Consider the following 25,650-nt stretch of genomic DNA (forward strand, 5'->3'; position numbering starts at 1 on the left):
CGCGTTTGTTGCAGTCACGTCCTGCGGTCGCCGCCTTTCGTCATAGTATTTCTTTCCCGCGAAATCTGCGCGGTAAATGATGCTGCAGCAACTTGCGCGCCGCGCACCCCAACCGGTCATTTGCTCCCCGCGCGCGACCGCCCGGCTTCGCGCAGCGCATCGACGAGCGTTTCCTCGACCGGCGTGCGCGCGGCATCGTTGCGGCGGATCAGGCCGATGGGCTCGTCGGTGCCGGCGAAGGGCATCGGCAGCGCGGCCAGGAGTCCGAGCGCGATGTCCTGCTCCACCGCCCCCGCGGGCACGAACCACACGGCGTCGTTGTTCATCGCGAGCGAGCGCCCGAGCGACACCGACAGGGTTTCCACGAGCGCCGTCAGGGCATGCGCGCCGAACGCGGTCAGCACGCTTTCAGCCGACTGACGGATCAGCGTGCCGAACGGCGGCACGACGATCGCGAAGCGTGCGAGCAACGCGGGCGTGAGCGGCGTCTCCAGCGTGAGCGGATGCTCGCGCCGCACCACCACCGCGAGCGGCTCGCGATAGATCTGCTCGAAGGACAGCGCGTGCATCGCCTCGGGCTCGGACAGGCGCCCGACGACGAGATCCACGTCGCCCGCCTTCAGGCGCTCGAGCAGGAGCGCGTTGGAATCCGTCCAGACGGACAGCGACACGGCCGGCCACTGCTGCCGGAACGACGTCAGCGCGGGCGACAGGAGCACCGGCGCGACCGTCGGCAGGATGCCGATCGAAATGGACCCTGGCACGTCGCCGCGCTCGCGCAGGAGCATGTCGACGCCCTCGCGCAACGACGCGACGCACGCACTCGCATGCGGCGCGAAGAGCCGGCCTTCGCGCGTCGGAACCGCGCCGCGCCGGCCGCGCTCGAACAGCCGCACGCCTAAAATGGATTCGAGTTCGCCGATCGTCTTCGATACCGCCGGCTGGGTGATCGACAAGCTGTCGGCGGCGCGCTGCACGCTGCCGAGCTGCGTGACGGCCAGAAAACACTGCAGATGCCGGAACTTGACGCGGGTGTTGGTAAAGTCGGTATCCATGACGATCCGTTATGCAAGATGGCACGAAACATCATTTTCCATAACTTGCGTCGTTCTATAAAGTAGCCGTCAGAAACATCCTATTCAACTTCCACAAAAACAGGAGACAGTCGACATGACCTCCCCTATCCTCACGCCGCGCGATTGGGAATCCCATCCGCCGTATCTGTCGCCGGGCTACAAGTCGTCGATCCTGCGCAGCCCTGGCCTGCCGCTCGTTCCGCTGAAGGAAAATCTGCGCAACCGCCGCGTTCCGGTCTACGGCGCCGAGGATCTGGGCACGCTCGACAACGACCTCACCCGCAACGCCGCCAAGAACGGCGAGCCGCTCGGCGAGCGCATCATCGTGACGGGCCGCGTGCTCGACGAAGGCGGCCGCCCGGTGCGCAACACGCTCGTGGAAGTGTGGCAGGCGAACGCCGCGGGCCGCTACGTCCACAAGGCCGACCAGCACGACGCGCCGCTCGACCCGAACTTCCTCGGCGCGGGCCGCTGCCTCACCGACGACGAAGGCCGCTACCGCTTCATGACGATCAAGCCGGGCGCCTACCCGTGGGGCAATCACACGAACGCCTGGCGTCCGAACCACATCCACTTCTCGCTCTTCGGCGAATATTTCGGCTCGCGCCTCGTCACGCAGATGTACTTCCCGGGCGATCCGCTGCTGGAACTCGATCCGATCTTCCAGGGCATTCCCGAGCATGCGCGCAACCGTCTCGTGTCGCGCTTCTCGATCGATACGACGCAGGAAGGCTACGCGCTCGGCTACGAATTCGACATCGTGCTGCGCGGCCCGGACCAAACGCCGACGGAGTGAACGACATGACCACGCTGAAACAGACCCCTTCGCAGACCGTCGGACCGTACTTCGCCTACGGCCTGGTTCCCGAGCAGTACAACTTCGACCTGAAGAGCCTCTTCACCGCATCGGCGGCGGACCGTGAGGTGCCGGGCGAGCACATCGCCATCGTCGGCAACGTGTACGACGCCGAAGGCAAGCCCGTCAACGACGCGCTGATCGAAGTCGCCCAGGCCGATGCAAACGGCCGCTATGTGCAGAACGTGCAGGAAGCGCGCGAATCGGGCTTTCGCGGCTTCGCCCGCGTGGGCACGGGCACGGATCCGAAGCTGCGCTTCATCGTCGATACGGTGAAGCCGGGCAAGACCGCCGACGACTCCGCGCCGCATCTCGACGTCATCGTGCTGATGCGCGGCATGCTGCTGCACGCCTACACGCGCATCTACTTCGAGGACGAAACCGAAGCCAACGCGAAGGACACCGTGCTGCAGAGCGTGCCGGCCGAGCGCCGTCATACGCTGATCGCCACGCGCGAGGCGGGCGGCTCGGCCAAGCCGGGCTCGTCGGGGACGATCTATCGCTTCGACATCCATCTGCGCGGCGCGAACGAGACCGTTTTCTTCGACCTGTAAAAGTTCTCGCAGCAGTTGTTTGAAACGAGGGCGTCCGGCACTGCGCTATAGTGTCGGACGCCTTTCGTTCTTTTCTCCGCTTTACGCTCATGTCCGACGCTCCTACGCCCAGTCCGCTCTACGCCAAGCTCCTCGGTGAAACCGCCCAGATCGGCTGGTCCGAACTGGAGCGCTTCTTCGCGAAGGGCGTGCTCATCTGGGTCAAGGGCGATCTGGATCTCGTGAGCGTCGCGGAAGCGGTCGCCAGCGACGACACGCAGCAGGTCGCGCAATGGCTTTCCGCCGGTTTGATCGAGCGCATGCAGGCCGGGACCGCCGCCGATCTCGCCGCGCGCGATCCGGAACTGTGGGCGGTCGTGCTGTCGCCGTGGGTGTGCGTGCAGGAGCGCGGCTGATTCCGCTCTGACGTCGCCAAGAGGGCGCATCTCCGATGCTCCCTCGCAAAAGCATCAGTCCCGCACCCAATCCACCCACAGCACGACGAGAATCGTCATCAGCGCCGGGCCGATGAAGAGCCCGATGAGCCCGAACGTCTCCGCGCCGCCCAAGATCCCGAACAGCACGAGCAGGAACGGCAGACGCGCCGAGCCGCCGATCAGCACCGGCCGCACGAAGTGCTCCGCCACGAACACCACGATCAACCCGAACACGGCGACGCCGGCCGCCGCGATCATCGATCCCTGCGCCAGCAGCCATAGCGCCGAGCCGAGAAAAACGATCGGCGCGCAGAACGGCAGCATTGCCGCGACCGCCGTCAGCATGCCGAGCAAGGTCGCGTGCGGCACGCCGGTCGCCACGTAGGCGATCCCGAGCAGCGCGCCCTCGCCCAATCCCACGACGACGAGCCCGACCACCGTGCTGCGCACCGATTCGGCCATGCGCCGCACGAGCGCCGCGCCGTCCGGGCCGAACGCGCGGCGCGAGCCCGCAAGCAGTTGCTCGCCGAGCCTCGAGCCCGCCTGGAACACGAAGAAGAGCGTCATCAGCATGAAGCCGAAGACGACGAAGCCATGCACGACGCGCCCGCCGAAATGACGCGTCATCTCGACGACCGTCGCGCTGTGCAGGTTCTTCACCGCGGGCGAGGATTCGAGCGGCGTCGCCAGATTCTCCTGCCACCAGCGCGCGACCTGCTGTGAACCCATCGGCAAATGCTCGATGAAGGAAGGCGCCGGGATGCCGGTGCGCAATACGTCGTGAAACCAGCGGAGCATGTCGTGCGCCTCGGCGACCGTCTGCGCCGCGACGATGAAGAACGGCACCACGAAAAGCAGGCCGACCGCCGCGGTCAGGAAGACTGCCAGCGCGAGGCGGCTGCGCTTGAAAATCGGCCGCCGCTCGAGCCAGCCCAACGCGGGCCACAGCGCGATCGCGATCACGCTCGCCCATACGACCGCCGGAATGAAAGTGCGCGCCGTGTACAGCGCGACCAGCACGAGCACCGCATAGAGCGCCGCCGAGGCCGTGCGCTGCATCTTGCGCGGGCGCTCGGACGAGTCCGGTGTCATGTCATTGCGCGGATGGGTCTGCATGGGTGCACGAGCCTCGTGGTGGTGGAATTGCATCGATCCGAAAACGGAGAACCGGGAAACGTTCGTCTGCATTGTAATCACGCACGAATCATTCCACTTCACGAACGCTGTCCATGCAATGTTCTTTACAAAGAGACGATTCGTGCTCCCTATAATCAAGGCTCGGCATCGACGCAGGGAATCTTGCAATGGCGGGAAAGGCTTGGCAGACGACAGTCGCGGCGTGCATGACGCTCGCGCTGCTCGCTGGATGTTCGACGGGTCTCGACCGGTCGAAGGAAGATCAGTTGAACGCGCAATACGGCATCGTCATGTTGCCGGTCAGGGGCGGCGTGGAGATCCGGCTGCCCGAGGCGCCGATCTTCGATACGGACGAGTCTGTCATCCGCGAAGGCCAGTCGTCGACGCTCGACCGCGTGGCCCAGGTGTTGAAGCGCAGCATGCGGCCCATTCTGATCGAAGGCCATACCGACAACGAAGGCTCGCTCGGCTATAACCGCAAGCTGTCGGAGGCGCGCGCCGAAGCCGTCGCGCAAGCGCTGATCGCGCGCGGCGTGCCGGCCGAGCGCATCACGACCAAGGGCATGGGCTGGCTGCGTCCGATCGCCAGCAACGACACGGCGCAAGGCCGCTCGTTGAACCGGCGCGTGGAGATACTGGTGCGCACCGAGAGCGAAAACACGCTGCTCGGCACGCCCCCGAAGTCCAAGCGTTAAGCTGCCTGCTCGGTTTCCAGCACGAGGAGCTGGGAGCCGTCGGCGACCTGATCGCCCACCGCGAAGAGGATCTCGCCGATCCTGCCCGTGGCGGGGGCGAGGATCGTGTGCTCCATCTTCATCGCCTCCATCACCATCAGCGGCGCGCCCTTCGTAACCGTGGCGCCCGTCTCGACGAGCACCGCGATCACCTTGCCGGGCATCGGCGCGGTGAGACGTCCCTCGTGCTCGGCGTCGCCCGCGTGGGCCATCAGGTTCTGCCATTCGAACTGGAATGCCGCGCCTTCGTGGAAGACGTGGAAGACGTCGCCGTCGGTGAAGACGTGGCCCTTGATGAGCGCATCGTCGAGCTGCACGGCGAACGACGTCTCGCCGCTGTGCGACCAGTCGAAGCGCGCGCTTTCGCCATCGAGCCGCAGGCGCTTCTCACGGTCTTTCGTGAACACGACCTTCAGCGCTTCGTCCGCGTCCAGCGCGCGCCAGTTCAGATCCTGGCTGTAGCCGCCCGCCATGCGCCAGTGCGACAGCGCATCCCACGGCGAGCGGCCATGCGCCTCGCCGCCCTCGCGCGTGAGCAGCGCCGCGCAGGCGAGCGCGAGCGCCTTCCTGCGCGATACGCCCGACGACGCGAACAATGCATCGTGATGACGTTCGATCAGGCCCGTGTCGAGATCGCCCGCACTGAACGGCTCGCTCTTCACGATGCGCTGCAGGAACTCGACGTTCGTCGAGAGCCCGACGATCTCGCATTCGGCGAGCGCGCGCGCCATGCGGGCGAGCGCATCTCGCCGGTCGCGGCCATGCACGATCAGCTTCGCGATCATCGGATCGTAGAATGGCGTGATCGCATCGCCCTGGCGCACGCCGCTGTCGACGCGCACGTCGCCGTCGATCGAGAACTCCACCGCGTGCGGCATGCGCACGTGCTTGAGCGTCCCCGTCGACGGCAGGAAGCCCCGCGACGGATTTTCCGCATAGATGCGCGCTTCGATCGCGTGGCCGTTCACCTTCAGCTCGTCCTGCTTCAAAGGCAAGGGCTCGCCCGACGCCACGCGCAATTGCCATTCGACGAGATCGAGGCCCGTGACCATCTCCGTCACCGGATGCTCGACCTGAAGGCGCGTGTTCATCTCCATGAAGTAGAACTGGCCGTCCTGCGTCATGATGAACTCGACCGTGCCTGCGCCCACGTAATTCACCGCGCGCGCCGCGGCCACGGCGGCCTCGCCCATCGCGCGGCGGGTTTCGTCGGTCAGGCCCGGTGCGGGCGCCTCCTCGAGCACCTTCTGATGGCGGCGCTGCACGGAACAGTCGCGGTCGAACATATAGACCGCGTTACCGTGCCTGTCCGCGAACACCTGCACCTCGACGTGACGCGGACGCAGCAGGTATTTCTCGATCAGCACGCGATCGTTGCCGAAGCTCGACGCCGCCTCGCGCTTGCACGATGCGAGCGCCTGCGCGAAGTCCTCGCTCTTCTCGACGACGCGCATGCCCTTGCCGCCGCCGCCCGCACTCGCCTTGAGCAGCACCGGATAGCCGATGCGGTCCGCTTCACGCTGCAGCAGTTGCGGATCCTGATCGTCGCCGTGATACCCCGGCACGAGCGGCACCGACGCGGATTGCATCAGCGCCTTCGCGGCGGCTTTTGAGCCCATCGCGCTGATCGCCTCGACGGGCGGCCCGATGAAGACGAGCCCCGCCTTCTCGCACGCGTTGGCGAACGCCTCGTTCTCCGACAGGAAGCCGTAGCCCGGATGAATCGCCTGCGCGCCGGTCTTCTGCGCCGCTTCGACGATGCGCTCGATGCGCAGATAACTCTCGGACGCCGCCGAACCGCCGACGTGCACCGCCTCGTCGCACACATCGACGTGCTTGGCCTTCGCATCGGCGTCCGAATACACGGCGACGCTGCCGACGTTCAGGCGCTTCGCGGTCGCCGCCACACGGCAGGCGATCTCGCCGCGGTTCGCAATCAAAATCTTGTTGAACATGGCTTCCCCGTGATTACATCCGGAATACGCCGAAACGCGTGTCTTCGATGGGCGCGTTCATCGTCGCGGCGAGGCTCAGGCCCAGCACGTCGCGCGTCTGCGCGGGATCGATCACGCCGTCGTCCCAGAGGCGCGCGCTGGCATAGTAGGGATGCCCCTGCGCCTCGTACTGATCGCGGATCGGCGCCTTGAACGCCTCCTCTTCCTCCTTCGACCACGTGCCGCCCTTCTTCTCGATGCCGTCGCGCCGCACCGTCGCGAGCACGGACGCGGCCTGCTCGCCGCCCATCACCGAGATGCGCGCGTTCGGCCACATCCACAGGAAGCGCGGCGAATACGCGCGGCCGCACATGCCGTAGTTGCCCGCGCCGAACGAGCCGCCGATGATCACCGTGAACTTCGGCACCTTCGCGGTGGCGACCGCGGTCACCATCTTCGCGCCGTTGCGCGCGATGCCTTCGTTCTCGTACTTGCGGCCGACCATGAAGCCCGTGATGTTCTGCAGGAACACGAGCGGAATCTTGCGCTGGCAGCACAGTTCGATGAAATGCGCGCCCTTCAGGGCCGACTCGCTGAACAGGATGCCGTTGTTCGCGACGATGCCGACCGGATGCCCCCAGATATGCGCGAAGCCGGTGACGAGCGTCGTGCCGTAGCGCGCCTTGAACTCGTCGAACGCGGAATCGTCGACGATGCGCGCGATCACTTCGCGCACGTCGAAAGGCTTGCGGGTATCGACGGGAATCACGCCGTACACGCTCTGCGGGTCGTAGCGCGGCGGCAGCGGTTCCTTCAATGCGAGCGTCGGCGTCTTCACGCGATTCAGATTGCCGACGATGCTGCGCGCGATGCCGAGCGCATGCGCATCGTTCTGCGCGAGATGATCGGCGACGCCCGACAGACGCGTATGCACGTCACCGCCGCCGAGGTCTTCGGCGCTGACTTCCTCGCCCGTCGCGGCTTTCACCAGAGGCGGGCCGCCCAGGAAAATCGTGCCCTGGTTCTTCACGATGATCGACTCGTCGCTCATCGCGGGCACGTACGCGCCGCCCGCCGTGCACGAACCCATCACGACGGCGATCTGCGCGATGCCCTGCGCCGACAGGTTCGCCTGGTTGTAGAAGATGCGGCCGAAGTGATCGCGGTCGGGGAATACGTCGTCCTGATTCGGCAGGTTCGCGCCGCCCGAATCGACGAGATAGACGCACGGCAGCCGGTTCTGCTCCGCGATTTCCTGCGCGCGCAAGTGCTTCTTCACCGTGACGGGATAGTACGTGCCGCCCTTGACGGTCGCATCGTTGCAGACGACGACGCACTCCTGGCCCGCAATGCGTCCGATGCCCGTGATGATGCCCGCACCCGGCGCGTCGTCGTTGTACATGCCATACGCGGCGAGTTGCGACAACTCCAGAAACGGCGTGCCCGGATCGAGCAGTTGCGCGATGCGATCGCGCGGCAGCAGCTTGTTGCGCGACACGTGACGATCGCGCGCGGCCTGTCCGCCGCCTTCCGCGATCTTCGCGACCTTCTCCTTCAGGTCCGCGACGAGCGCCTCGAGCGCCTGGGCGTTGGTGCGGAATTCCTCGCCGCGCGGATTCAGTTTCGATTCGATGATCGCCATGACGCGCGCCCTCAAGCCGTCTCGGCGAACAATTCGCGGCCGATCAGCATGCGGCGGATTTCGCTCGTGCCCGCGCCGATTTCATAGAGCTTGGCGTCGCGCCACAGACGGCCCACCGGATACTCGTTGATGTAGCCGTTGCCGCCGAGAATCTGAATGGCTTCGCCGGCCATCCACGTGGCCTTTTCGGCGGTGTAAAGAATGACGCCCGCGCAGTCCTTGCGCACCTGGCGCACGTGGTCGGAGCCGAGCGTGTCGAGCTGGCGGCCGACCGCGTAGAGATACGCGCGGCACGCCTGCAGCGTCGAGTACATATCGGCGACCTTGCCCTGGATCAGCTGAAACTCGCCGATCGCCTGGCCGAACTGCTTGCGATCGTGGATATACGGCACGACCGCGTCCATGCACGCGAGCATGATGCCGGTCGGGCCGCCTGCGAGCACGGCGCGCTCGTAGTCGAGGCCGCTCATCAGCACCTTCGCGCCGCCGTTCAGTTGACCGAGGATGTTCTCCTTCGGCACTTCGACGTTCTCGAACACGAGCTCGCCGGTATGCGAGCCGCGCATGCCGAGCTTGTCGAGCTTCTGCGCGACGGAAAATCCCTTCATGCCCTTCTCGACGATGAACGCCGTGATGCCGCGCGGTCCCGCTTCGATGTCCGTCTTCGCATAGACGACGAGCGTGTCGCAGTCCGGGCCGTTGGTGATCCACATCTTCGTGCCGTTGAGCACGTAGTGATCGCCCTTCTCGTCGGCGCGCAGCTTCATGCTGACGACGTCCGAGCCCGCGTTCGGCTCGCTCATCGCGAGCGCACCGATATGCTCGCCGGAGACCAGCTTCGGCAGGTACTTCTGCTTCTGCGCTTGCGTGCCGTTGCGATGAATCTGGTTCACGCACAGATTCGAATGCGCGCCATACGACAGACCGACTGACGCCGACGCCCGCGAGATCTCCTCCATTGCGACCATGTGCGCGGTATAGCCCATGTTCGCGCCGCCGTATTCCTCGGAGACCGTCATGCCGAGCACGCCGAGGTCGCCGAGCTTCTTCCACAGGTCCATCGGGAACTGGTCGGTGTGGTCGATCTCGCCCGCACGCGGCGCGATTTCCTTCGCCGCAAAATTGGCGAGCGAATCGCGCAGCATGTCGATGTCTTCGCCCAACGCGAAATTGAGGCCGGGTACGTTGCTCATGGGTCGTCTCCTCCAGATACGATGTTTTCGGCAGGCTCTGAAATATGAGTCTCGCTCACACCGGGCCGAAATATGCGGAATGGGGCAATTTCACGCTCAAATCGGCTAGCCGTCAATAGGTTTTTGAGCTACGCTCACATTTATTTCGCAGGCTCTTTCGCCACGGTCTCCGACAATGTCGACGCAAACCACCGCCACCGGCCGCCGCGCGCCCGCCGGGGTCAAATCGCAGCAGCGCGTGAAGGACATCCTGCAGGCGGGGCGCGACATCTTCGCCGAAAAGGGCTACGACGCCGCGACGAGCGCCGAGATCGCGCAGCGCGCGGGCATCTCGGAGGCGACGGTCTTCAGTTATTTCAGCGGCAAGCGCGAGCTATGCGCGCGCGTGATCGCCGACTGGTACGACGAAATCATCGATGCCTTCGAGACCGGCCTGCCGCGCGACGGCTCGGTGCGCCAGCAATTCGCGTTCATCGTCAGAACGCACATGCGGCTGATGCTGATGAACGGCACGGGCCTCTGCGCGCTCGTGCTCTCGGAAGGCCGCACGAAGCAGCACGATCTCTCCGACACGCTCACGGAACTGCAGCGCCGCTATACCGCGCCGCTCATGGACGTGCTCGCGCGCGGCCAGACGCTCGGCCACGTGCGCGACGACGTGCCGCTGCGCCTGTTGCGCTCGCTCGTCTTCGGCCCGATGGAACACGTGCTGTGGGATGCGACGCTCGCGAAGCGCCGCCTGAGTCAGACTCAGATCGAGACGACGGCGAACGAGCTGGTGGAAGTGTTGTGGACGGCGCTGCAGCCGCCGAATGCGCAGCTGGCCGCGCTCGTGCAGTTCCGGCAGGATGTGGAGGAAGCGTCGCGCCGGTTCGATCAGGCAGCGAAACCGGCGAGTTGAAGCAGCGTTATTTCTTGATGAAGCGCAGTGCGAAGCGCGCGAGTCCCGGCACGGTCGTCGGGCGCAGCAGCCGCGCGTCGTAGCCGCCCATGCGGCGATCGTTCTCCGCCAGACAGAGTTCGATCAGCGCGCGCACCGACACATCGCCCGCCACCGAATCGCCGACATTCGCGGGAAAGTTCGCGTCCTGCGCCGCGCCGCTCTTGTCGAAGCCGCGCGCGAGCGAGATGCGGTCGCGGATCAGCGAGAACCAGACGCTCGCGGTCTTCGCCAGAAACCACGGCTTGCGATACCACGGCAGGCTGCGCCGGTACCACGCGACCCAGTTTGCGAAGAAAAGAATGTGCCGCGCCTCTTCCTGAATGACCGGCTCGAAGGTCTCGACGAGTGCTTCGGGAAAGTATCCGGATTGCCGCGCCGCCTCGAATAGACCGAACGCGAAGAAACTGTCGATGCACTCGCTATAGCCGGTCAGCATCCACGCGCGCAGCGGATCGGCGGGCGCGGGATACGGCGGCTCCGGCGCGAGCTCGATGCCATACGCCTCCACCAGCTTCGACAGCACCAGCTTGTGGCGCGCTTCCTCGCCGCCGTTCATGCGCAAGGCTTCGCGCAGGTGCGGATCGTCGACGGTACCCGCATAGGTCGCGACGCGAATGGATGCCCGCCCTTCCGTCTGCACGGCGATATCCCAGATCGGCAGCGAGGTCACGCGCTTCAACGCGGCCGGATCGAGCTTCGGCCAGTCGATGACCGCGGGCTTGTACGGATTGTGCGTCGTCAGCAACATCTCGCAGAACATCCGCTTGTGCAGGTCGGAACCGATCGGAATCTTCCCCGTCGACCGGTACGTCCAGTTGCGCATCGCATGATCTGCTTCGACTGTGTTGAGCGTGTCGGACATATTCGAATATTGGCCGCCTATTGGGTACGTCCTGCGGATTTTGGCATACAGAACGCAAACACGCAGTAGCTGGCGCCTCTTACGCGCTTTTTGCTTCAGTGCGAGATCTTCTCCAGCGCGAGATCGCGCGTCTTCGGACCCATCAAGCCGATGGCCGCCATCACGATCAGCATGGCCGACGCGATGAACACGAACACGCCCGTCGTGCCGAAACCCTTCAGCACGCCCGCGATGATGAACGAGGTGAAAATCGCCGAGAAACGGCTCCACGAATAGACGAAGCCGACCGCGCGGGCCCGGATGCTCGTCGGGAAAAGCTCGGTCTGATACGCGTGGTAGCTGTACGACATGATGTTTCCGGAGAGCGTGAGGCCGACGCCCATCGCGATCAGGAAGGCCGGGTTGCCCGACTGGCTGAACAGCAGCCCGCAGACGATGTTCACCGCCGCCATCGCGACGATGGCCGTCTTGCGCTCCACCTTGTCGGCAATGGCGAGGCCGATGAGCGGCCCGACTGGCGCGGCGATCGCGATGATGCCCGAATACATGAGGCTCGAGGTCACCGTGATGCCCTGCTTGACGAGCAGCGTCGGCACCCAGTTCGCGAAGCCGTAGAAGCCGACGGTCTGGAACACGTTGAAGATGATCATCATCGCGGCGCGCTTGCCGTAGGGCGGCTTCCACATGTCGGCGAAGGCGCCGCGACTGTCCGCCGTTTCGAGCGCGGGTTCGGGCGGCGAAAGCGGCTTGCCGTACTCGCGCGCGACTTTCTCCTCGAGCGCGCGCATCACGCGGTCGGCTTCGTCGAGACGCCCCTTCTGCGCGAGCCAGCGCGGGCTTTCCGGCAGCGTGCGGCGAATCCACCAGACGAAGAGCGCGCCATGCGCGCCGATCACGACCACCCAGCGCCAGCCGTCGATGCCGAACGGCGCGCGCGGCACGAGCAGATACGCAAGAAACGCGACGACCGGCACCGCCATGAAGCCGACCGCCTGCTCGCAGGCGAACGCGCGGCCGCGGATGTGCTTGGGCGCCAGCTCGGAGATGTAGGTGCCGATCGTCACGAGCTCCACGCCGATGCCCACGCCCGCGACGAAACGCCAGATGTTCAGGCCCGTCGCCGTGTCCTGGAAGGCCATGATCAGGTTCGCGCAGGTATACCAGAGCAGCGAATACGTGAAGATCGCGCGGCGCCCGAAGCGGTCGGCGAGAAATCCGCACGCGATCGTGCCGACGAACAGCCCGCCGAACAGCGACGCGATGAAGCTCGCGACGCCCGTCATGCCGAAGAAGCCGGCGGTGGTCGGCGCGAGGATGCCGCTTTTGACGAGGCCAGGCGCGACATAGCCGGAGTAAAGCAGATCGTAGAGCTCGAAGAAGAAGCCGAGGCTCAGGAGCACGATGAGCGTCCAGACGGAGCGCGTGGCGGGCAGGCGATCGAGCCGGGCGGAAATGCTGCCGGCGGTGACGGGAAGCGCCTGTGCGTGCGCCGCTTGGGGTGTTGCCATCGGTTGTCTCCTCTTGTTGCGGATTGCGCGGCACGCGACAGTCGGCGTGCTCGCGCGAAACGAGGGACGAATTTTAACCGGGTGGGTAATCTTCCGAATGCCTGCGCCGCGTCAAAAAGGCCGGATCCCGTTCATCAGCAACGCCACGACGTGCCGCGCCAGCTGCCCCGTGCTGAGCGCGCGCTCGCCCTCCCCGCGCCAGCGCGACGTCGCGAGCGGAAACACCGTCAGCCCGAACAGCGACGCGAACACGAGCGACGGCTCCAGCGCCGGATTCAGCTTCCCTTGCTTCTGCCATTCCGCGATGCGCTCGATCGCGCGCTCCTTGTGCTGGTCGCCGAAGCGCTCCGCCATGCGCTGGCGCAGGAGCCCGCCTTCGCTGATCATCTCGCGCACCCATAGCGCCGCGAACCACGGATATTGATCGACCGTCGTGACGAGCGTTTCGACGAACGCGCGCAGGGTATCGACGGGCTCCGACGCCGGATCGTTGAACACGCGCGCGAGCTCGGCGCGCAAAGGCACGAAACGCTCGTCGATCAGCATGTCGAGCAGTTGATCGCGCGTCTTGAAGTAATAGTGAACCATCGCCGGCGTGACGCCCGCCTCGCGCGCGATCGCGCCGAGCGTCGTCTCGGCGATACCCTGCCGCGCGAACAACTCCAGCGCGATATCGAGCAGTTGCGCGCGCGCGTGCTCGCCGTGCGCTCCGCTCGGACGGCCGGGACGGCGGCCGGGCTGCTTCTTCGGCGCCGAATCCCCGGAAACACCCGCGCCCGTCTCAACAACGTCTTTCGTCATATCGGAAATTGACCCGCTGACTGTCAACGATTATATTAACTTCCACGTTAATTAATTTCAATCCATCTGAGATAACGGGCCACTGCGCCCGTGCCGGATTGAACCGCGCCATTTCACTTTGCTTACGGCGGCCTAACCGCCTCGGACAAAATGACATCTTTGCATCAAACCGCCGTCGCCGGCTCGAACGAGCCCGCGGAAGCCGGCCTCGCCGCGAAGCCGCCCGTCAGGCTGCTGTTCACGGCGCTGCTCCTCGTCATGCTGCTCGGCGCGCTCGATCAGACCATCGTGTCGACCGCGCTGCCGACCATCGTCGGCGATCTCGGCGGCCTCGAGAACCTGTCGTGGGTCGTCACGTCGTATCTGCTCAGTTCGACGATCGTCGTGCCGCTCTATGGCAAGTTCGGCGACCAGTTCGGCCGCAAGGTCGTGCTCCAGGCGTCGATCCTGATCTTTCTCGCGGGGTCGATCCTCTGCGGCGTCGCGCAGAACATGACGCAGCTGATCGCGCTGCGCGCCCTGCAAGGACTCGGCGGCGGCGGCCTCATGGTCATCACGATGGCCGCCATCGCCGACGTCATCCCGCCCGCCGAGCGCGGCCGCTTCCAGGGGCTGTTCGGCGGCGTCTACGGTCTCGCGACGGTCGTCGGTCCGCTGCTCGGCGGCTTTCTCGTCGAGCATCTGTCGTGGCGCTGGATCTTCTACATCAACCTGCCGCTCGGGGTGATCGCGCTCGCGGTCATCCAGCTCGTGTTCAAGCCGCATTCCGCGCACGTCGATCATCGCGTGGACTATATGGGCGCGGGCTTTCTCGCGGCCGCGCTCACCTGCATCATTCTCTTCACGAGCGAAGGCGGCACGATCCTGCCGTGGAGCTCGCCGCAGCTCTGGTGCACGCTGCTGCTCGGGCTCGTGTGCATCGGCGGCTTCGTCTACGAGGAGCGCCTCGCCGCCGAGCCTATCATGCCGCTCTCGCTCTTCAAGGAGCGCACCTTCGTGCTGGCGGGGCTGATCGGCTTCATCGTCGGCTGCGCGCTGTTCGGCGCGGTCACGTTCCTGCCGCTCTATCTGCAGGTCGCGAAGGGCTCGACGCCGTCGCAAGCCGGCCTGCAGATCACGCCGATGATGGGCGGCGTGCTGCTGTCGTCCATCGTGAGCGGACGCATCATCAGCAAGATCGGCAGGTATCGCTTCTTCCCGATCGCCGGCACGGCGCTCGTCTCCGTCGCGATGCTGCTGCTTTCCACGCTGAGCCTCGACACGCCGCTGTCGGTCATGAACGTCTACATGGCACTGCTCGGCCTCGGGCTCGGCATGGTGATGCAGGTGCTCGTGCTCGCGGTGCAGAACGTCGTCGAGTTCCGGATGATGGGCGTGGCCACCTCCAGCGCGACGCTCTTCCGCTCGATCGGCGGCTCGGTCGGGGTGGCGGCGTTCGGCGCGATCTTCAGCAACAGCCTGCGCGGGCGGCTGGAGGCGCTCATGCCGGCGGGCACGGAACTGCCGCAGTCGCTCGGGCCGCAGGCGGTGGCGCATCTGCCGGCCGCGCTGCGGGACGATTACTTGCACGCGTTCGCAGGCTCGATGCACACGGTCTACCTCGTCGCCGCATGCGTCGCGCTGCTCGCGTTTGCGTTGTCGTGGTTCCTGAAGGATCATCCGCTCAGGAAGCGCTGAACCGGAACCCACGCGAGGGAACGCTCTAAAGCCCCCGCTATCGGGGCTTTCACTAGCACTCCAGGATTTTTGGCTTGGTAACCTTCTGCCGATTCTGAGCGGACACGATCCGCGGAATGCCCACGCTCCGGCGCCCAACGACGCGCCGGACGCCCGGATAGAGACCTTCCGGGCTGAAACTGACTACCTTCTGGAGTTAAAACAGTGAAGAAACTGCTCGCGGCACTGACGATGTCCCTCCTCGCCGCCACGTCGCTCACCGCCGTCACACCGGCGCTTGCGAAGGACTATTCGACGATCCGCTTCGGCGTCGACGCAAGCTATCCCCCCTTCGAATCCAAGGGTTCCGACGGCAAGCTGGTCGGTTTCGACATCGATCTCGGCAACGAGATCTGCGCGCGCCTGAAGGCCAAGTGCGTGTGGGTGGAGAACGATTTCGACGGCATGATCCCCGCGCTCAAGGCGAAGAAGTTCGACGGCGTGCTCTCGTCGATGTCGATGACGCCGCAACGCGCCGAGCAGATCGCCTTCTCCAGCAAGCTCTTCAACACCCCGACGCGCCTCGTCGCGAAAAAGGGCAGCAACATCCTGCCGACGGCTGAAAGCCTGAAGGGCAAGAACGTCGGCGTCGAGCAGGGCACGATCCAGGAAACCTACGCGAAAACCTACTGGGCGCCGAAGGGCGTGACGGTCACGCCGTACCAGAACCAGGACCAGGTCTACGCCGACCTGACCTCGGGCCGCCTCGACGCGGCGCTGCAGGACGCCGTGCAAGCGGAAATCGGCTTCCTGAAGACGCCGCGCGGCGCGGGTTATGACTTCGCGGGCAAGGACATCGTCGATCCGAAGGTCCTCGGCAACGGCGCGGGCATCGGCCTGCGCAAGGAAGACACGGACCTGAAGGCGAAGATCGACAAGGCGATCGCCGACATCATCAAGGACGGCACCTACAAGAAGCTCGAGAAGAAGTACTTCGACTTCGACGTGTACGGCAGCTAAGCCTCGCCCGAACGCCGGTCCGGCTGAAGACGGGCTCCGCGCTCAAGGCGCGGAGCCCGTTTCTTTTTGGGCGCGCGGGCGATCAGGATCCCGCCGCGCCGATTTCAGCTAAGATCGAACGTCCGACAGGACGCCGACGGAGGAGACACCGCGGCGCCCGGCAATTTCCAGAGGCAAGACCCGCGCATTCGCGTGCGCGCGACCAACATGCAAACCAGAAATCATCCCTTGATTCCGCCGACGCTCGGCACCTCCCGCAACATCACGAGCTTTCACTACGGCCCCGGCGGCGGCCAGAAAATCTATATCCAGTCGTCGCTGCATGCGGACGAGCTGCCCGGCATGCTCGTCGCGTGGCGCCTGCGCCGCCAGCTCGCCGAATTCGAGGCGGCGGGCAAGCTGCGCGGCGAAGTGGTGATCGTGCCGGTGCCGAATCCCATCGGGCTCTCCCAGCATCTGCACGGCACGCTGATGGGCCGCTTCGAGACCAACAGCGGCCACAACTTCAACCGCAACTTCTACGATCTCGCCGCGCTGATCGCACCGCGCATCGAGGCGCGTCTCGGAAAGGACGCCGAGGCGAACAAGCTCGCCGTGCGCGCCGCAATGAAGGAAGCGCTCGACGAGCAGACGCCGCACACCGAGCTCGAATCGCAACGCCTCGCGCTGCAGAAGCTCTCCTATGACGCCGATGTCGTGCTCGACCTGCACTGCGATCTCGACGCCGCGCTGCATCTCTACACGAATCCGGACATCTGGGACGAAGTGGAGCCGCTCGCACGCTATCTCGACGCGAAGGCATCGCTGCTGGCGCTCAATTCGGTCGGCAATCCGTTCGACGAGATTCACAGCTTCTGCTGGTCGGATCTGCGCCAGCGCTACGGCGAGCGTTTCCCGATTCCGAACGGCGGCATCTCGGTGACGGTGGAGTTGCGCAGCCAGCACGACGTGTCCTACGCGCTCGCCGAGAAGGACGCGCAGGCCATCGTCAACTATCTGATCCAGCGCGGCGTGATCGATGCGCCGGTGCCGGAGCAGCCGCCGCTCGCCTACCCCGCGACGCCGCTCGCGGGCGCGGAGCCAATCGTCGCTCCGGCGTCGGGCGTGCTCGTGTTCCGCGCGCAAGTGGGCGCGTTCGTCGAGGCGGGCGAGCCGATCGCCGATGTCGTCGATCCGCTCACCGACACCGTCACCACGCTCAAGTGCACGACCTCGGGCGTGATGTACGCGCGGCACATCACGCGCTTCGCGACGGCGGGGCTCGAAGTCGCGCGCATCGCGGGCGCGAAGGCCTATCGCACGGGGTCGCTGCTGTCGGCGTAAATCACTTCTGTCAGAAAGGCGCGAGGCCGCACTGCGCGGCCACGACGCGCCACGTTCCGTTGATATCGCCCCAGGTTCGCGTGTAGCGCAGGCTGCCCGAGAACGGGGCGCCGGCGAACGTCCCCGAAATCGCCACGCGCGTCACCGTCACGGCGAACGATCCATATACGCGCACGCTCTGCTCCTCGACATCGAGCTTCTCGATGCGCTGCATGCCATAGCGATGCCCGTTCAGGTCGTCCGCTTTCGTCCAGACCTTTCCGGTCGCATCCACGAAGCTGAGGTCGTCGGCCAATAGCGCGTCCAGCGCCTCGACGTCCGACGCCACCATCGCCTTCTTCAGGCGCTCCTCCAGTTCGCGGATTCCTGTCTCGTCCATGATCTCGCTCGCGTGTCATCGAAACGCAAGCATACCGTGCGTCCCCCGATGCCGCGCACGCGCGCACCAGCGCACAAGCCGACGGCTTGCGCTAGCCCTGTTGCACGCGCGACACACCGCAAGCCATCTGAAAGCACTGTCACATTTCTTTCTTTAGCGAACGCTACATTTGCGCCCGTCGCCGACACGCGCCGTCAGAGCGCGACGCAACGCCGACACCGTCAACACCACACCGCGATATCTACCTCACGGAGCTTGTTTTGAAGAAGAATCTCTTGGCGACCGCCGCGCTCGCCGCATTTGCCGTCCTCGCCGCCACCTCCGCGCACGCACAAAGCAGCGTCACGCTGTACGGCATCATCGACGCCGGTATCAGCTACGCCAACAACGCCGCACGGACCGGCGGCAGCGATTCCCTCTGGAAGTACGACGACGGCGTGGCGCAAGGCAGCCGCTGGGGCATCAAGGGCGCTGAGGATCTGGGCGGCGGCCTCAAGGCGATCTTCACGTTGGAGAACGGTTTCAACAGCGGCAACGGCACGCTCGGCCAGGGCGGCGCGGAATTCGGCCGTCAGGCGTTCGTCGGTCTCGCGAAGAACGACGTCGGCTCGCTCACGTTCGGCCGTCAGTACTCGTTCTCGACCGATTACCTCGGCGGCAACTACTCGATCGGCGGGCAGACCGTCGCGGGCAACTACGCGTACCACATCAACGACGTCGACCAGCTGACCTCGAGCCGCATCAACAACTCGGTCAAGTTCAGCAGCGCGAGCTTCTACGGCGTGACCTTCGGCGCGATGTACGGCTTCTCGAACCAGGCCGGCGCATTCGCGGGCGCACCGAATACGACGGTCGGCACGACCACGGTCGCGGGCTCGTCGCGCGCATACAGCTTCGGCCTGAACTACAAGGCGGGTCCGTTCGGCATCGGCGCGGCGTATACCGACATCCACTATCCGGGCGCGGCGACGCCGGCGTTCAGCACCAACATCGCGAACATCGCGACGGGCGGCGCGAAGGACCTGCGCACGTTCGGCGTGGGCGCGAACTACACGCTCGGCTCGGCGACCATCTTCGGCCTCTGGACCAACACGCGCTTCGAACCGATCACGGGCGCGAGCTCCAAGCTCAACGCGTTCGACATCGGCGGCAAGTACGCCTTCACGTCGGCGCTGACGGCCGGCCTCGGCTACTCGTACATGAGCCTCACGGACAACTTCAAGGGCCACTGGCACCAGATCGACGCGAGCGTCGATTACGCGCTCTCGAAGCGCACCGACGTGTACGCGCTGGCGGTGTACCAGAAGGCGTCGGGCTCGAACAACGGCGTGGAGAACCAGGCGCAGATCGGCTCGTCGACGAGCTACTTCGGCACCTCGGGCGTGGGCGAGGACAATCAGCTCGCGTTCCGCGTCGGCATCCGCCATAAATTCTGAGCATCGTTGCATCGCCGGGCGTCTCCACGCGGAACGCCCGGCGGGCGAAACGAACCGGGCCGCTTTCCGCGGCCCGATTTTTTTCGCTTCACGCGATCACTTCCCTTTCTTGTCGGACTTCTTGCCCGACTGCGCGTTGAAGCGCTCGATGTACTCGTCCATCAGCTTGCGGATCGCGCGGCCGATCTGCATGTAGTCGCTCTCGTTCAGATTGGCGAGCGACACGCGCCCCGAGGGATGCTGCGTGCCGAAGCCGCGCCCCGGCAACAGCACGACGCGCGCTTCCTTCGCTAGCCGGAAGAGTATTTCCGAAGGCTCGGTGTTCTTGATGACCCAGTCCACGAGCTCGCGGCCATGCCTGCGCTCGCCGAGATATTCCATGTCGAGGATCGTGTAGTAGTCGACCTGATTTTCGTCCTCTTCCTCGAGCGCGATGCCGATCTCGCGATACAGCGCCGCCTTGCGGCTGCGGATCAGGCGCTTGAGCGCGTTCTTGTACGCGTCGGGCGTGTCCATCAGCGAGAAGAGCGAGAACAGCACCATCTGCACCTGCTGCGGCGTCGACAAGCCTGCCGTGTGATTGAGCGCGACCGTGCGGCTGTCCGCCACCAGGCGATCGATGAACTTGAGCTTGTCGGGCTCCGTCGTGATGGATTCGTAACGTTCGTGAAGCTGCGCCTTCTGCTCCTTCGGCAGCGCGGCGAGCTTGCGGTCCAGCACGTTGTCGCGATGCGTCGCGATGGTGCCCAGGCGCCAGCCTGTCGCGCCGAAGTATTTCGAGTAGGAGTAGACGAGAATCGTGTTCTTCGGACACAGCCCGAAGAGCGACACGAAATCGTCGGCGAAGGTGCCATACACATCGTCGGTCAGGAGGATCAGATCGGGCCGCTCCTCCACGATGCTCGCGATGTATTCGAGGCTCTCCGTGTCCATCTTCACGGACGGCGGATTGCTCGGGTTCACGAGGAAGAACGCCTTCACCTTGGGATCGCGCAGCTTGTCGAGCTCCTTCTTCGAGTATTGCCAGCCGTTGGAGACGTCCGCTTCGAGATTGACGACGTTGAGCTTGTAGTCGTTCAGACGCGGAATCTCGATGTACGGCGTGAAGATCGGCGTGCCGAGCGCGATGGTGTCGCCAGGCCTGATGAGGAAGTTCTCGCGCAGCGTGTTGAAGATGTAGGTCATCGCCGCGGTGCCGCCTTCGACCGCGAAGATGTCGAATTCGCCGACGAACGGATACTTGCCGATCATCTCGCGCCTCAGGTATTCCCCGACGATCACCTCCGAGAGCTTCAGCATGCGGTCCGGCACGGGATAGTTGCACGCGAGAATGGCTTCGCACATCTCGTAGAGGAAGTCGCCCGCATTCAGGCCGAGCTGATCGCGCACATACGACACGGCGCCCACTAGAAAAGAGATTCCGGGCGTGCCCTTGCTCTCGCGCGCGAATATCTCGAAGCGCTCTTCGATCCCTTCCCGCTTCGGAAAGCCGCCGATGCCTTCCGGCATGTACGCGAACGAACGCTCCGACTCGCGCATGGCGAAGAGGCCCAGTTGCCAGAAGCCGTGACGCGGGATCGTCGCGAGAAAGTTCGGATTGCCGCGCCCCGCGTTGAGCATCGCGAGGTTCGCCGGGCGCTCGACCACGCCGCCGCCCGCCGCCTTGATGAGTTCGTCCTTCAGTTCGAACGGGCTGAGCGTCGCCATGGCGGCGCGATCGTCCGAAGCAGATTTCGAGGACTTTGCCATCCAACACCTCCAGGGAAAATGAGAAACAAGGTTCGATGCAGTGAGACCGTGCGCGTCAGCTGAGAAGCATGACCATCACCATCCCCCAGATCGTCAGCAGCGTATTGCCGACCGCGTAAGTGACCGTATAGCCGAGCCCGGGCACCTGGCTTTTCGCCGTGTCGCAGAGCATGCCGAGCGCGGCGGTCGTGGTGCGCGCGCCCGCGCAGATGCCCAGCAGGAGCGCGGGGTCGAACCTGAACACATATTTGGCGATATACATGCCGATGATGAGCGGGACCGACGACGCGAAGATGCCCCACAGAAAGAGGCTCACGCCGAGCTTCTGCAAGCCGGCGACGAAGCCCGGCCCCGCCGTGATGCCCACTACCGCGATGAACACGTTCAGCCCGACGGAGTTCATGAACCAGAGCGTCGGCGCCGGAATGCGTCCGAAGGTCGGATGAACGGCGCGCAGCCAGCCGAACACGATGCCCGCGATCAGCGCGCCGCCCGCCGTGGACAGCGTGATCGGAATGCCGCCGGCGCGGATCACGATCGCGCCGACGAGTGCGCCGAGCGTGATGGCGAGGCCGGTGAACGCCATGTCCGCCACGTCGCTCGGCCGGTCGATCACGCCGATCTGCTTCGCGACCGCCGTGGTGTCCTGCGTGCGCCCCATCAGCGTGACGGTGTCGCCGCGCTGCAGCTTCGTGCTCGGCAGCACGGGAATGGGCGTTTCGGTCACGCCGCGCTTGATCCTGCGGATGAACACGCCGCGCGCCCCCGGCATCTGCGCGAGCTCGGCGAGCGTTTTTGACTCGACCTCCTTGTTCGTGATGTAGATGTCGACGCCTTCGACCGGCACGGCGAGCAGCTCGGCGTCGTCGACTTCGGTGACCACGCCGCCGAGAATCTCGACGAGCTGCTCACGCCGCCCCGCGACCGCGACGACATCGCCGGCCTGGAGGACGTCGTCGATCTTCGCTTCCTGGATCTTGCCGTCGCGCCGGATGCGTTCGATGAAGAGGCGCGCCCCCGCCGGTTCGAGCGCTTCCGTCTGCGCCACCGTCAGCCCCGCCGCGCGCCCGCCCTCCGGCACGCGATACGCGCGCAGCGTGAACTGATGCCACGCGAGGCCCGCGCCGCCTATTTCTCCCGAGCCGCCCATCTTCGCCTCGTAGTCCTTGCATGCCTGCACGAGATCGATGTTCAGGAGCTTCGGACCGAGCATCGCGAGAATCAGCGCGGAGCCGATGGTGCCGTAGATGTAGGTAACCGCGTATGCGGTGGGCATCGCGTCGAGCAGCGCCTTCGCCTGATCGGGCGGCAGGCCCAAGCGATTGATCGCGTCGGTGGCGAGGCCCATCGATGCCGAGATGGTCTGCGAGCCCGCGAAAAGGCCCGCCGCGGAGCCGACGTCATAGCCCGCGACCTTCGCGGCGATCCACGGCGCCACGAGACACAGCACGCACAGAATCACCGAGAAGAGCGCCTGCGGCAGGCCGTCCTTCGCGATGCCGCGCACGAATTGCGGGCCCACGCCGTAACCCACGGCGAAGAGGAACATCAGGAAGAAAACCGATTTGACGTTGGGCGAGATCGTGATGCCGAGCTGCCCGATGGCGATGGCGGCAAGCAAGGTCGCCGTCACCGCGCCGAGGCTGAAACCCTTGAAGCTTTTTCCGCCGACCCAGTAGCCGATGCCGAGCGAGAGAAAGACGGCGATCTCCGGATAGCTGCGCAGCGTTGCGGTGAGCCATGACATAGGCACTCCTTTCGGTACGGTGGATTTCGATCAGCTGCAGCCGATTCGGACGTCTGAGCGCGCCAGGAGGCTGTTCGCTCAGCAATACACTATTCACCGATTCTTGGGTGCGGAAACCTATATCCCGACGATTCTTTACTTTATTGCAACAATCGACGCAGATCTGCTGCATTTTTGCGCAAGCCGGCGCGCACATATGAAAACGGCGGCCGAGGCCGCCGTTCTGTCTGCTGTTTCGCGTAAAGCGACTCCGCTTACTCCGCCGTTTCGAGCAATGGATAGTCCGTATAGCCCTTCGCGCCCGGCGCATAGAACGTCGACGTATCCCAGTCGTTGAGCGACGCATCCCGCTCGAAGCGGCGCACGAGGTCCGCATTCGCGATGAAGGGCTTGCCCCACGCCACCGCGTCCGCATCGCCACGCTCGATGATCGCTTCGGCGCTCGCCTTCGAGAAGCCCTCGTTGACGATATACACGCCGCCGAACTCCTTCTTCAACCGCGGCCCGAGGCTATCCGCAGCCTCATGCTCGCGCGCCGCGATGAATGCGATCTTGCGTTTGCCGAGCTCGCGCGCGACATGGCCGAAGGTCGCGGCGCGATCGCTGTCGCCCATCGTGTGCGAGTCCGCGCGCGGCGCGAGATGCACGCCGACCCGATCCGCGCCCCACACGTCGATACATGCATCGACCACTTCGAGCAAGAGCCGCGCGCGATTCTCGATCGGACCGCCATACGCATCCGTGCGCTTGTTGGTGCTGTCCTGCAGGAACTGGTCGAGCAGATAGCCGTTCGCGCCGTGCACTTCCACGCCGTCGAAGCCCGCGCGCTTCGCGTTCTCCGCGCCCTTCCTGAACGCGGCCACCACGCCGGCGATTTCATCGAGCTCGAGCGCGCGCGGCGTCACGAACGGACGCTGCGGACGCACGAGGCTCACGTGACCGCCCGCCGCGATCGCGCTCGGCGCGACCGGCAGTTCGCCGTCCAGGAACACCGGGTCCGAAATGCGGCCCACGTGCCACAGTTGCAGCATGATCTTGCCGCCCGCGTCGTGCACGGCCTTCGTCACGAGCTTCCAGCCTTCGACCTGCTTGTCGGACCAGATGCCCGGCGTATCGGCATAGCCGACGCCTTGCGGCGTGACCGAGGTCGCCTCGCTGAGAATCAGACCGGCCGATGCGCGGTCAGCGTAGTACTGCGCCATCAGCGCGTTCGGCACGCGCTCGACGCCCGCGCGCTGACGCGTGAGTGGCGCCATGACGATGCGGTTCTTGAGCGTGAGTGCGCCTACCTTGAGCGGATCGAATAGTATCGACATGAATTGGTGTCCTAATGAAATTGAAAGCAGCCCGGCACCGTGCGGTAAGAAAAACCTTCAGAGTTTCTCGATGGAATCGCGGAAGGCCTGAATCACCGCTTCGTCGCGCTTGAAGAACACCCACTGTCCAACGCGCTTCGTGGTGACGAGCCCGGCTTTGTGCAACGTCGCGAGATGCGCGGAAACGGTGGACTGCGACATGCCGCAGCGCGCATCGATCTGACCCGCGCAAACGCCATGCGACACCGGCAATTCCTGGTTCGGGAAATGCTGCTCCGGCTCCTTCAGCCACTCGAGAATCTCGCGGCGAAGAGGGTTGGCGAGGGCCTTGTGAATTGCGTCGATGTCCATTTCCGTGCTCATGCGTCTGACGAACGGAAAGCCTGGCCTTACCGAATCGTCTTGTCGCGAAGTATATATCGTAAATTTCCGATATGCAAGCGATCACGCATACGTCAACCCGCGACATGCCGCCGCGCCGCGCGGTCTGGTAATCTGCCCGGTTTCACCTGCTGTCAAACAAGACTACGCAACGCTTATGGATACTCCCTTCAACGAACGCGGCGTCACGCTCTCGCGCGCCGGCCTGTCGGCTTCGGGCCAGATGATTCCGCTGCGCGACCTGCGCTCCGCGCGCGTCATCAGGATTCCCCGTCAGAAGCCGCTGCCGGTCAGCATCGCGCTGATCGGGCTCGTGGCGCTCGGCGCGGGCATTGCGACCGGCTCCGGCGCGGCGCTCGTGCTCGGCGTGATGATCGTCGTGGTGGGTTATCTCACGTGGATCACGCAGGACGTCATCTACCAACTGATGGTCGCGACACCCGACGGCGAACGCGAAGTGCTCATCACGAAGGATCAGGAATTCGCCGACAAGGTGGCCGCGCTCGTGGGCGAAGCGGTGGCGAAGCACGCGGCGGGCGCCGCGGCGAAACCGCAGGCGCGATCTTGATACGGCGTATACACGACGGCGTCGCTCTTTAGCCCGGTTTTTAGACGCGCCGCGCTAGAGTGCATGCGTTGCCACTCCGAGCCGCAAGCCAGCGGCTTTCATCGATGTACCGCACATCCGATTCCCCCGCTCTTCCGCATGCGCTCAACGGCGGCTCGCCGCATCGCCGCGAAGTGCGCCACTGCGTCGCCTTCGATCTGATCGTTCCGGGCCTGGACTCGTCACCCGCGCGCGAAATGCTCGCGTATGCGTTCGGCGCGGGCACACAGGCGTACGTCGTGCAGACGAGCCGTCTCCACGACTGCACGACGCTGTATGTCGAGACCGATCGCGACGACATCAACGACGTCATCGGCATGCTCACCGCCCACTTCCCGAACGCGACGCTCGGCCGCGTGACGCGCGTCACGCGGCACTGA

At 65.1% G+C, this 25,650-nt stretch carries 24 protein-coding genes; 11 read left to right on the top strand and 13 right to left on the bottom strand.

Translation table 11 applies throughout. The features are described 5' to 3' along the window. Positions 1-116: 116 nt before the first annotated feature. Entirely contained in the window at positions 117-1,055 is a 939-nt protein-coding gene (gene pcaQ, locus AWB83_RS19130) for a pca operon transcription factor PcaQ (protein WP_087047182.1), read from the bottom strand. Between the two features lie 115 nt (positions 1,056-1,170). Between pcaQ and pcaH the strand changes: the two genes are divergently transcribed. From pcaH to AWB83_RS19145, 3 genes are all read left to right on the top strand, one after another. Beyond that, the gene (gene pcaH / locus AWB83_RS19135) at positions 1,171-1,872 is read left to right on the top strand and encodes a protocatechuate 3,4-dioxygenase subunit beta (RefSeq protein ID WP_087047183.1); all 702 of its coding nucleotides are present in this window, start codon (positions 1,171-1,173) and stop codon (positions 1,870-1,872) included. Positions 1,873-1,877: 5 nt separating this feature from the next. Further along, on the top strand, positions 1,878-2,486 hold the full coding sequence (gene pcaG, locus AWB83_RS19140) for a protocatechuate 3,4-dioxygenase subunit alpha (protein ID WP_087047230.1): 609 nt from the start codon (positions 1,878-1,880) through the stop codon (positions 2,484-2,486). An 89-nt stretch (positions 2,487-2,575) separates the two neighbouring features. Further along, on the top strand, positions 2,576-2,881 hold the full coding sequence (locus AWB83_RS19145) for a DUF2288 domain-containing protein (RefSeq protein WP_087047184.1): 306 nt from the start codon (positions 2,576-2,578) through the stop codon (positions 2,879-2,881). Between the two features lie 54 nt (positions 2,882-2,935). Here the strand turns inward: AWB83_RS19145 and AWB83_RS19150 are convergent, their stop codons facing one another. Beyond that, complete coding sequence (locus tag AWB83_RS19150; protein ID WP_087047185.1) at positions 2,936-4,018, bottom strand: AI-2E family transporter; 1,083 nt, start codon at positions 4,016-4,018, stop codon at positions 2,936-2,938. A gap of 188 nt (positions 4,019-4,206) precedes the next feature. Here AWB83_RS19150 and AWB83_RS19155 point away from each other — a divergent pair, with 188 nt between their 5' ends. Further along, positions 4,207-4,734, top strand: coding sequence for an OmpA family protein (locus AWB83_RS19155; protein ID WP_087047186.1), 528 nt, complete (start codon positions 4,207-4,209; stop codon positions 4,732-4,734). Here AWB83_RS19155 and AWB83_RS19160 read toward each other — a convergent pair. From AWB83_RS19160 to AWB83_RS19170, 3 genes are read right to left on the bottom strand one after another with little or no spacing between them, the layout of a single operon-like run. Further along, a complete protein-coding gene (locus tag AWB83_RS19160; protein WP_087047187.1) occupies positions 4,731-6,728 on the bottom strand; it encodes an acetyl/propionyl/methylcrotonyl-CoA carboxylase subunit alpha in 1,998 nt (665 codons plus the stop codon). The two genes, AWB83_RS19155 and AWB83_RS19160, sit on opposite strands and share 4 nt — an antisense overlap. Before the next feature lie 13 nt (positions 6,729-6,741). Continuing rightward, complete coding sequence (locus AWB83_RS19165) at positions 6,742-8,349, bottom strand: carboxyl transferase domain-containing protein (protein ID WP_087047188.1); 1,608 nt, start codon at positions 8,347-8,349, stop codon at positions 6,742-6,744. 11 nt (positions 8,350-8,360) lie between these two features. Next, a complete protein-coding gene (locus AWB83_RS19170) occupies positions 8,361-9,542 on the bottom strand; it encodes an isovaleryl-CoA dehydrogenase (RefSeq protein WP_087047189.1) in 1,182 nt (393 codons plus the stop codon). Positions 9,543-9,717: 175 nt separating this feature from the next. On the opposite strand from AWB83_RS19170, the gene AWB83_RS19175 reads away from it, so the two are divergent. Next, complete coding sequence (locus tag AWB83_RS19175) at positions 9,718-10,443, top strand: TetR/AcrR family transcriptional regulator (protein WP_087047190.1); 726 nt, start codon at positions 9,718-9,720, stop codon at positions 10,441-10,443. A gap of 7 nt (positions 10,444-10,450) precedes the next feature. Here the strand turns inward: AWB83_RS19175 and AWB83_RS19180 are convergent, their stop codons facing one another. The 3 genes from AWB83_RS19180 to AWB83_RS19190 all read right to left on the bottom strand — a co-directional run bounded on the left by AWB83_RS19180 (position 10,451) and on the right by AWB83_RS19190 (position 13,656). Further along, a complete protein-coding gene (locus tag AWB83_RS19180) occupies positions 10,451-11,347 on the bottom strand; it encodes an aminomethyltransferase (protein WP_087047191.1) in 897 nt (298 codons plus the stop codon). A 95-nt stretch (positions 11,348-11,442) separates the two neighbouring features. Then, on the bottom strand, positions 11,443-12,855 hold the full coding sequence (locus AWB83_RS19185; protein WP_087047192.1) for an MFS transporter: 1,413 nt from the start codon (positions 12,853-12,855) through the stop codon (positions 11,443-11,445). Between the two features lie 111 nt (positions 12,856-12,966). Beyond that, complete coding sequence (locus tag AWB83_RS19190) at positions 12,967-13,656, bottom strand: TetR/AcrR family transcriptional regulator (protein ID WP_087047193.1); 690 nt, start codon at positions 13,654-13,656, stop codon at positions 12,967-12,969. 150 nt (positions 13,657-13,806) lie between these two features. Between AWB83_RS19190 and AWB83_RS19195 the strand changes: the two genes are divergently transcribed. The 3 genes from AWB83_RS19195 to AWB83_RS19205 all read left to right on the top strand — a co-directional run bounded on the left by AWB83_RS19195 (position 13,807) and on the right by AWB83_RS19205 (position 17,655). Further along, positions 13,807-15,333: an MDR family MFS transporter gene (locus AWB83_RS19195; RefSeq protein ID WP_087047194.1), complete on the top strand. Its 1,527-nt coding sequence runs from the start codon at positions 13,807-13,809 to the stop codon at positions 15,331-15,333. A gap of 204 nt (positions 15,334-15,537) precedes the next feature. Continuing rightward, the gene (locus AWB83_RS19200; RefSeq protein ID WP_087047195.1) at positions 15,538-16,332 is read left to right on the top strand and encodes an ABC transporter substrate-binding protein; all 795 of its coding nucleotides are present in this window, start codon (positions 15,538-15,540) and stop codon (positions 16,330-16,332) included. A 207-nt stretch (positions 16,333-16,539) separates the two neighbouring features. Continuing rightward, the gene (locus AWB83_RS19205; RefSeq protein WP_087047231.1) at positions 16,540-17,655 is read left to right on the top strand and encodes a succinylglutamate desuccinylase/aspartoacylase family protein; all 1,116 of its coding nucleotides are present in this window, start codon (positions 16,540-16,542) and stop codon (positions 17,653-17,655) included. A gap of 10 nt (positions 17,656-17,665) precedes the next feature. Here AWB83_RS19205 and AWB83_RS19210 read toward each other — a convergent pair whose 3' ends face one another. Further along, positions 17,666-18,034 carry a nuclear transport factor 2 family protein gene (locus AWB83_RS19210; RefSeq protein ID WP_087047196.1) on the bottom strand — a complete coding sequence of 123 codons (369 nt, stop codon included), beginning with the start codon at positions 18,032-18,034 and terminating at the stop codon, positions 17,666-17,668. A gap of 260 nt (positions 18,035-18,294) precedes the next feature. Between AWB83_RS19210 and AWB83_RS19215 the strand changes: the two genes are divergently transcribed. Next, positions 18,295-19,470 carry a porin gene (locus tag AWB83_RS19215; RefSeq protein ID WP_087047197.1) on the top strand — a complete coding sequence of 392 codons (1,176 nt, stop codon included), beginning with the start codon at positions 18,295-18,297 and terminating at the stop codon, positions 19,468-19,470. A 96-nt stretch (positions 19,471-19,566) separates the two neighbouring features. On the opposite strand, the gene AWB83_RS19220 is transcribed toward AWB83_RS19215, so the two are convergent. The 4 genes from AWB83_RS19220 to AWB83_RS19235 all read right to left on the bottom strand — a co-directional run bounded on the left by AWB83_RS19220 (position 19,567) and on the right by AWB83_RS19235 (position 24,645). Next, positions 19,567-21,219 carry a bifunctional aspartate transaminase/aspartate 4-decarboxylase gene (locus AWB83_RS19220; RefSeq protein ID WP_087047198.1) on the bottom strand — a complete coding sequence of 551 codons (1,653 nt, stop codon included), beginning with the start codon at positions 21,217-21,219 and terminating at the stop codon, positions 19,567-19,569. A 55-nt stretch (positions 21,220-21,274) separates the two neighbouring features. Then, positions 21,275-22,966: an aspartate-alanine antiporter gene (gene aspT, locus AWB83_RS19225; protein ID WP_087047199.1), complete on the bottom strand. Its 1,692-nt coding sequence runs from the start codon at positions 22,964-22,966 to the stop codon at positions 21,275-21,277. A gap of 254 nt (positions 22,967-23,220) precedes the next feature. Further along, positions 23,221-24,282, bottom strand: coding sequence for an alkene reductase (locus tag AWB83_RS19230; protein ID WP_087047200.1), 1,062 nt, complete (start codon positions 24,280-24,282; stop codon positions 23,221-23,223). A 57-nt stretch (positions 24,283-24,339) separates the two neighbouring features. Beyond that, positions 24,340-24,645 (bottom strand): ArsR/SmtB family transcription factor, encoded by a 306-nt coding sequence (locus AWB83_RS19235; RefSeq protein WP_167389131.1) that lies wholly within the window; start codon positions 24,643-24,645, stop codon positions 24,340-24,342. 175 nt (positions 24,646-24,820) lie between these two features. Between AWB83_RS19235 and AWB83_RS19240 the strand changes: the two genes are divergently transcribed. Continuing rightward, the gene (locus tag AWB83_RS19240) at positions 24,821-25,231 is read left to right on the top strand and encodes a DUF6232 family protein (RefSeq protein ID WP_087047201.1); all 411 of its coding nucleotides are present in this window, start codon (positions 24,821-24,823) and stop codon (positions 25,229-25,231) included. A 104-nt stretch (positions 25,232-25,335) separates the two neighbouring features. Then, positions 25,336-25,650, top strand: a complete 315-nt coding sequence (locus AWB83_RS19245) for a hypothetical protein (protein WP_087047202.1) — start codon at positions 25,336-25,338, stop codon at positions 25,648-25,650.

This window comes from Caballeronia ptereochthonis (assembly GCF_001545075.1).
Classification (GTDB): domain Bacteria; phylum Pseudomonadota; class Gammaproteobacteria; order Burkholderiales; family Burkholderiaceae; genus Caballeronia; species Caballeronia ptereochthonis.